This window comes from Kitasatospora sp. NBC_00315 (assembly GCF_041435095.1).
Classification (GTDB): domain Bacteria; phylum Actinomycetota; class Actinomycetes; order Streptomycetales; family Streptomycetaceae; genus Kitasatospora.
In genome coordinates this window covers 7,353,279-7,360,719 of record NZ_CP108025.1, presented here as the reverse complement: position 1 = coordinate 7,360,719, position 7,441 = coordinate 7,353,279, and the positions used below count along the sequence as shown (strand labels likewise).

Here is a 7,441-nt window from a genome sequence, read left to right as displayed (position 1 = left end):
GACGGGCCGGCCCGGGCGCTGGTGCGCTGCTGCGCTGTCCTGGGTGGTGGTGCTGCCGCCCCGGGCTGCCGCCGCTCGCACGACGGCGGCCCGGGGCACGGGGAGGCCGGGCCGGGCCGCGTCCGGGGGGTCGCGCCCGGCGGGGATCCTCGGACGCGGCCCGGTGGCGGCCCGGTGCGGCCTAGAGGCCCTTGAGGATCGTCTCGATCTGGTTCAGCACGTCGATGGAGGTGCCGTAGCGGTCGGTGGTGGCGTAGGTGACCGGCAGGACCTTGCCGGCCTTGACGGCCTTCAGGTTCTGCCAGGACGGCTGCTTGTCGAGGTCCTTGGTGTCCTGCGGGATCTCACCGGTGGCGGCCGTCCGCGGCACCAGGATCACGTCGGCGTCGGCCAGCACGTCGATCTTCTCGGTGGAGTAGGTGACCTCGTGCTCCTTGGTGTCCGAGGACGCCTGGGAGAACTTCGCGCCCGCGTCGGCCAGCACCCGGCCGACCCAGGAGGTGCTGGTGTCCACCAGGAACTCGCCGCCGCCGTAGGACGAGGCGATGGACCACTTGACGGTGTTGAGCCTGTCCGCGTAGTCGGTCCTGATCTTCGCGGCCTTGGCCTCGTAGTCCGACTTCAGCTTCTTGAACTCGGCGTCCCTGCCGACGGCGGTGGCGATCTTCTCCTGGGCGTTCAGCAGGTCGACCGGCGTGTCGATGCCGAAGTAGAGGGTGGGGGCGATGCCTTCGAGCTTCTTCACGCCCCAGTCGAAGGCGGTGGCGCCCTCGACGATGATGAGGTCCGGGTCGAGGGAGGCGACCTTCTCGATGTTGATCTCGATGCCGGAGCCGATCGGCTCGATCTTCTTCGCCGCCTCCGTCTGGGAGGGGAGCAGCTCCACCGGGTTGTTGTCGTCGATGGTGCTGGTGCCGACCGGCTGGACGCCGAGGTCGAGCAGCGCGCCGGTGGCGTAGGAGATGCTGACGATCCGCTTGACGTCCGCCGGCACGGTGACCTTGCCGTTGGTGGCCTCGACGACCTTGGGGCCGGACGCCGGGGCGCTCTCCTTGCCGCCGGCGGCGGCGTCACCACCGCCACCGTCCGACCCGCAGGCCGCCAGCGAGAGCACGGCCAGGGCCGAGACGGCGGCGGCGAGTCCGCGACTGCGGACGGACAGGGCACGGGTGTTCATGGTTCTCCTCGGAGGTGCTGCGGGGTACGTGTGTCGGCGGGGGGCATCGCCGCCGCCCCCGGCTGCCCGGCCCCGGCGGGGCGAGGCGGCGGACCGGACGGGCGGGGGCGGGAGGGGCGAGAGTGGGACGGGCGGGGGCGGGGCGGCAGGCCGGAAGGCGGCTCAGTGACCCGACAGGTGGGCCGACCAGGCCCGCACGGTGGGCGTGGGCCCGGCTTCGGCGAGGTCGGCGAACTCGGCCTTCGCGCCCCGGGCCCGCCAGGTCTCCACGAGGCTCATCAGCCTGATCGAGTCGAGCCCGAGGTCGCGCAGGTCGTCGTCGTCGCCGATGTCCTCGGGCCGCTCACCGAGCACGTCGGCGAGGTCGGCGCGCAGGGTGTCGCGGTCGAGCCCGCCGGGGGCGCCTGCTCCTGACGTCATGGTCACGGGTCCGTTCGGGTCCGGGGTGGAATCGGGGGCGGGGGCGGGGGCGGGGGCGGGGGCGTGCGGCTCCGGCCGGGTGGCGGGCGGGGCGGGTACGGCGGCCGCAGCTGAGCCGCCGGTGGGATCGGGTACGGCGCTCACCGCGCGGCCGCGCCGATCCGCTCGTCCTGGTCACCGGCGAGATCGGCGTGCAGCTGCCGCCCGGTGCGGCGCAGCAGCAGCGAGTCGCAGATCTCGCCGGAGCGCACGGCCAGCGTGGACAGCAGGGAGGAGGTGATGCCGTGGGTGTGCTCGGTGCCGCCCTGCAGGTAGATTCCGGCGTCCACGTGATCGGACGTCAGGATCCGGTGGTCGCGGTCCACCCGGAGCCGGCCGTCCCCGTCGGTGAGGCAGGCGGGGGCGAGGGGGCCGAGCAGTTCGCGCGGGTCGACATGGGTGTAGCCGGTGGCCAGCACCACCGCGTCCGACTCCAGGGCGTACTCCTCGCCGGTGGCCAGGTTGCGGACCAGGGCGCGGGCTCCGTCGGGGGTGTGCTCGACACCGGTGAGACGGGTGGTGTTGAGGATCCGCAGACGTTCCCGGCCGCTCACCCGGTCCTGGTAGAGCGTGCGGTAGAGCGAGGTGATCAGATCGCCGTCGACCACCGCGTAGTTGGTGTTGGCGTGGTAGTCGAGCAGGCTCTTCTTGACGCTCTGCGGCGCGGCGTAGAAGTCGTCGACCGCCGAGGGATCGAAGATCCGGTTCGCGAAGGGGCTGTCGTCGGCGGGGCTGTAGCCGTAGCGCGAGAAGACGGCGCAGATCTCGGCGTCGGGGTACGTCCGGTAGAGGTGCTCGACCGCCTCGGCGGCGGACTGGCCCGCACCGACCACGGTGAACCGGCGGTGGCGGCGCTCCGTCAGCTGCGGCTCCCGGTGCAGCAGGTCCCGGGTGTGCCAGACCCGCTCGCCGGCGGTGACGCCCTCCGGCAGGCGGGGCCGCAGTCCGGTGCCGACCACGATGTTGCGGGCCCGGCGGACCTGCCGGCCGGCGCCGTCGGCGGCCGCCTCGGTGACCACGTCCACGGCCCCGATCCGGCCGCCCGTCTCGACCGGCCGGATCTCGACGGCCCGGCGCCCGTAGCCGACCCGGCCGGCGAACTCGGCGGCGCACCACTCGAAGTAGTCGTGGAACTCGACCCGGGTCGGGTAGAAGGTCCTCAGATTGATGAAGTCCGCGAGCCGGCCGCGCTCCTGCAGATACGTCAGGAACGTGAAGCGGCTGCGCGGGTCGCGCATCGTCACCAGGTCCTTGAGGAAGGACACCTGCATGGTGGCACCCTCCAGCAGCATGCCGCGGTGCCAGCCGAAGCGCTCCTGCCGTTCGACGAAGCCGACCCGGAGGGCCTCCGCCGGCGCCCGCCGGTTGTGCTCGTCGATCGCTATGGCCAGGGCCAGGTTGGCGGGGCCGAAGCCTATGCCGATGAGGTCCTCGACGCCGTCGCCCCGGTCAGGTGCGCTCTCCTCGGGCGATCGCGGCATGCTCGTCCTTCCGTTGACTGCTTGCTGGTCGGTCCTCACGAAGCGGCGGCCGGGCGTCCCGCGGCGAACCCCGGACCAGCTTGAGCAAGGTAAGGCTTGCCTAACTTCCATCATGATCGAGCGGGAGTCAAATTCCCTCCCTGTGCGCACCGTTCTCGCGCGCGTGGCGGCGCCGGGGCGACCGACGGCGGCTCAGGCCGCGCCGGCCACGGCCACTTCGGCGCGGGCCGTCTGCGCGTCGGCCACCTCCGCGTCGGGCACATCCACCTCGGCCGGCTCGGCCGCCCCGGCCGGGACCGGTCCTGCGCCGGGAGCGTCCGCGACCACCTGCGTCCCACCCCCGGAGCCGACGAAGGCCCCCAACAGCCCGTGCCGCACCCGTCCGTCCAGCACCCGCGCGGCCCCGACGCCCGAGCGGACCGCCCGCAGGCAGGCCTCCATCTTCGGGAGCATGCCACTGGACAGGCCCGGCAGCATCGCCTCCAGCTCCGCGGCACCGATCCGCCCGATCACCGAGTCGGACACCGGCCAGTCGGCGTAGAGCCCCTCGACGTCCGTGAGCACGAGCAGCAACTCGGCGCCGAGCGCCACAGCGAGCGCGGCGGCGGCGGTGTCCGCGTTGACGTTGTAGACGTGGCCGTCCGTTCCGCGCGCGATGCCCGAGACCACCGGGATCCGGCCGTCCCGGATCAGCGTGCGCACCACGCCGGCCTCGGTGTCGACGACCTCGCCGACCAGGCCGATGTCGACCCGTTCACCGTCCACCACCGCGTAGCGCTTGACCGCCGTCATGGTGTGCGCGTCCTCGCCGGTCAGCCCGACCGCGAACGGGCCGTGCCGGTTGAGCAGCCCCACCAGTTCGCGCTGCACCTGACCGGCCAGCACCATCCGGACCACGTCCATCGCCTCCGGCGTGGTCACCCGCAGGCCGTTGGTGAAGGAGGACTCCAGACCGAGTCTCTCCAGCTGCGCGCTGATCTGCGGGCCGCCGCCGTGGACGACGACCGGGTGCAGTCCGGCGTAGCGCAGGAACACGACGTCCTGCGCGAAGGCCGCCTTCAGCTCCTCGTCGACCATGGCGTTGCCGCCGAACTTGATCACGACGATCCGGCCGCGGAAGCGCTCCAGCGACGGCAGCGCCGCCAGCGGACCGGGCCCGGGCCGAGGCCGGCTCCCCTCGTGGGGCCGGGCCGGAAGACTGCTCACTGTCCCCCCAGAATCAGGTACTTCTCGGATACCTCGCCGGAGCCGGACACCACCGCCCGGCCGGCGCCGGCGGCCCCGGACGAACGCGTGGCCCCTCCTCCGACCATGGCTCCCACCAGCACCGGAGCATTAGGCAAGGCTTACCTTACCGCTCTTCGGGGTGTGCGTCACCACCCCCGGGCAGGCGCTCGGACACCCGCGGGCCCGTCCGGTCCGCCGCCGACGGGCCTCGGGCTCCGCCCGGAGGATGTGCCCCGCGGGGGTTCAGGGGTTGTACGCGGCCCCCGCGTGTCCGACCGGCCGACGGTACGGCCTTCGCGCCGGACGACGCCGGTGCCCGCGAGGATGCGCCGCCCGACGCTCCCGACCGGGCGTCACCAGCCGCGCAGCCGATCGCGCGAGCGGTGAATTCACAAGATGGGGACAGGAATTCACGACCGGTCGATGCCTGATCCAGGGGGTTGCATCGGTGGTACGAGGTGAGATCCTGAGAGAGACGGTTCCCGCCGCGCGGGAACCGATACGGGTGAAGACGCACCCGTCTCACCGGATCGGTGGGACGGCGCGCCGCCGAGGACCGCATGTCGACGGCCGGATTGCCGGGTGCGGTGCGGCCTCCTCCACGCTGGAATTCCGTACCACCCGAAGGGTTCGTCATGTCTGGCGAATACGCGCTACCTCCCCCGGGACTGTCCGATGTGGGAGGCATCAATCTCGGACCGATTCTTGATCCGCCCTTTTCCGACGCCCCGGACTTCCGCGCCCAGGTGCTGTCGGTGACGACCACGCCGGTCGCCGTCCAGAGCTCCGAGCCGATCGTCGACGAGGCGGGAAGCCGGCGCGCGGCGGAGCTGGCACTGCAGTCGGAGGACGTCACCAGGGAGCTCACCGAACGGCGTTACGAGGTCATCGGCGTGGGCTCCGCCGCGACCGGCCGGGACGCCGAGTATCCACTGGTGATCATCTACGACTACACGGAGAACCTCGCCGTGGAGGTCGCGGTCGATCTCGACGCGGGCGCGGTCCGCGAGGTCCGCAGGCGCCGCTACCAACCGCAGCTGTCGGCGTCCGAGGAGCGCCGGGCCATCGAGCTCGTGCGGCAGGACGGACGGCTGTCGGCCCATGGGAGCGACCTCGAGTCCGGATCCGGGATCCTGGTGGAGGACGTGGACTTCCGCAGCCCGCGCCACGGGCACCGGTTGCTCGACCTGCGCTTCGGCCCGAGGACCAGAAGGCTTCCGAGCGCCTTCGCCGTGGTGGACCTGACAGACCGCGACGTCGTCCGCGCGGGGCCGGTCCCCGGCGCCCACGGGGGTGCGTCATGACCGTCTCCGGCACGGTGAAGTGGCCTCCCGAGGCTCCGGTCTGGAGTTTCAGATGGCAGATGGTGGACGGCGACAGCGAGGCCATCGCCTTCTACGACCTCGTCTTCAAGGACCGGCTGGCCCTGCACAAGGCCAGTCTGCCCATGATCCGCGTGCAGTACGACGGCCCCGCCGGCCCCTACAAGGACCAGCTCAGCACCGGGAACATGCACGGATCGGTCGGCGTCTACGAGGGGAGCCCCAGTCCGTCCTTCCGGTTCCTCGTGGTCGAGAGCTACCACGAGATCGGCCACTACCGGCTGACCAACCGGTGGATCTTCCGCAGCGACGGCATCATCCTGCCGCAGCTGTACAGCGCCGGCCTGCAGGCCCCGTACAACCACCGGCACCACGCCTACTGGCGATTCGACTTCGACATCATCGGGGCGTCCGACAACCTGGCCCTGGAACACCTACCGGTGGGCACGGACTGGGGCTGGGGCCCCGGCTGGAGGCCGTACACGGTGGAGACCCAGGCCGCCCACTCGCCGCGGAGCACCTACGCGGTGCTGAACAAGTCGAACCCCTTCGGACACCTCCAGGGGTACACGATCGCCCCGGGCCCGTTCGACGGCGTGGCGGACGCCTTCGGCCGGCTCGACGCGGCGGTCACCGCCTACCAGGGACCGGAGGATCTGCGCGGCCGCCTCGGGACGTCCACCGACGACCAGATCGGCACCCAGATCAACGGCGAGAACATCGACGGCAAGGACGTGGTGATGTGGTGGTGCGCCCACCTCGACCACCACGCCAGCGAGGGCGGCGACGACTGGCACGTGTGCGGGCCGATCCTGCAGCCGTTCGGCTATCCGTGACCCGCGCCGCTGTTCGTGACGCTCCCGGCCTGAGCCCGCCTCACTGGGCCAGGTGAACGAGCACCGCGTCCCGCGGGTCGTCCAGGCGTGGTCGACCTGCCGTCAGGAGGTCACTGGTGGGCTGCCGGGATCTTCGCCGCCGGCGCGGTGACCACCGGTCTGCTCCGCCGCAGCCACAACGCCACCGAGCCCGGCCTCCACCAGCACGCGGAGCCCCTCACGATCGCCTGGACGACCCGCCCCGCCGCCGAGCGCATCGCAGCCGACGCATCGCAGCGGGGCGTCGAACCGCGCTCCCCTCACCCCGGTCTCCGGGGGCTGACTCCTGCCACGGTCAGGTCGAGCAGTCGGTGCGCCTCGGCGGCCGGGTCCGGGTGGTGTTCCGTGGCCAGGACGATGCCCGTGACCAGCGCGACCAGGTCGGCGACGGTGACGTCCGGCGCCACCGCGCCGGCCTGCGCGGCGTTCTGGAGCAGCGGGTCGGCGGACCCGCTGAGCCTCACCGAGCAGGCGTTCACATGTTCCGGGCCGTCCGTCCCGTCCTGGAGCAGTGCGTCGGCCATGCCCCGTGCGGAGGCGGCGTACGTGGTGAGCGCGCGCAGCCAGTCCACGAGCGCGGCCTGCGCATCGGCCGCGCCGGCCAGCTCCTCGGCGTGGGCGCACAGCGTCTCGATCCGTTCGCCGAACACGGCCTCCAGCAGTGCGCTCCTGCTGGGGAAGTGCCGGCGCACGGTGGCCGATCCGACTCCCGCGGTGCGGGCGATCTGCTCGAGGGACGCGTCGGCGCCGTGCGCGGCGACTTCTTCCTCGGCCACGGCGAGGATCCGCGCGTAGTTGCGCCGGGCGTCCGCGCGCTGGGCGGTCATGGTCGTCACCTCTGGGCTTGTTAAACGGCGGGGCCCTCCGTATCGTAACGGAAACCTAAGTGGCGGGCCTCGC

The 7,441-nt window shown here is 72.3% G+C and carries 7 protein-coding genes; 2 read left to right on the top strand and 5 right to left on the bottom strand.

Going from position 1 to position 7,441, the window contains the following annotated elements; translation table 11 throughout:
- Positions 1–181 precede the first annotated feature (181 nt).
- The 4 genes from OG823_RS30955 to argB all read right to left on the bottom strand — a co-directional run bounded on the left by OG823_RS30955 (position 182) and on the right by argB (position 4,323).
- A complete protein-coding gene (locus OG823_RS30955) occupies positions 182–1,177 on the bottom strand; it encodes an ABC transporter substrate-binding protein (RefSeq protein WP_371483463.1) in 996 nt (331 codons plus the stop codon).
- A 162-nt stretch (positions 1,178–1,339) separates the two neighbouring features.
- Positions 1,340–1,597, bottom strand: a complete 258-nt coding sequence (locus OG823_RS30950; RefSeq protein ID WP_371483462.1) for a phosphopantetheine-binding protein — start codon at positions 1,595–1,597, stop codon at positions 1,340–1,342.
- 140 nt (positions 1,598–1,737) lie between these two features.
- Complete coding sequence (locus OG823_RS30945; protein ID WP_371483460.1) at positions 1,738–3,117, bottom strand: lysine N(6)-hydroxylase/L-ornithine N(5)-oxygenase family protein; 1,380 nt, start codon at positions 3,115–3,117, stop codon at positions 1,738–1,740.
- 192 nt (positions 3,118–3,309) lie between these two features.
- Complete coding sequence (gene argB / locus OG823_RS30940) at positions 3,310–4,323, bottom strand: acetylglutamate kinase (RefSeq protein WP_371483458.1); 1,014 nt, start codon at positions 4,321–4,323, stop codon at positions 3,310–3,312.
- A gap of 776 nt (positions 4,324–5,099) precedes the next feature.
- Between argB and OG823_RS30935 the strand changes: the two genes are divergently transcribed.
- Positions 5,100–5,648, top strand: coding sequence for a hypothetical protein (locus OG823_RS30935; RefSeq protein ID WP_371483456.1), 549 nt, complete (start codon positions 5,100–5,102; stop codon positions 5,646–5,648).
- The gene (locus OG823_RS30930) at positions 5,645–6,502 is read left to right on the top strand and encodes a hypothetical protein (protein ID WP_371483455.1); all 858 of its coding nucleotides are present in this window, start codon (positions 5,645–5,647) and stop codon (positions 6,500–6,502) included. The genes OG823_RS30935 and OG823_RS30930 overlap by 4 nt, the downstream gene beginning before the upstream one ends.
- A 299-nt stretch (positions 6,503–6,801) precedes the next feature.
- On the opposite strand, the gene OG823_RS30925 is transcribed toward OG823_RS30930, so the two are convergent.
- On the bottom strand, positions 6,802–7,368 hold the full coding sequence (locus OG823_RS30925) for a TetR/AcrR family transcriptional regulator (RefSeq protein ID WP_371483453.1): 567 nt from the start codon (positions 7,366–7,368) through the stop codon (positions 6,802–6,804).
- Positions 7,369–7,441: the final 73 nt, after the last annotated feature.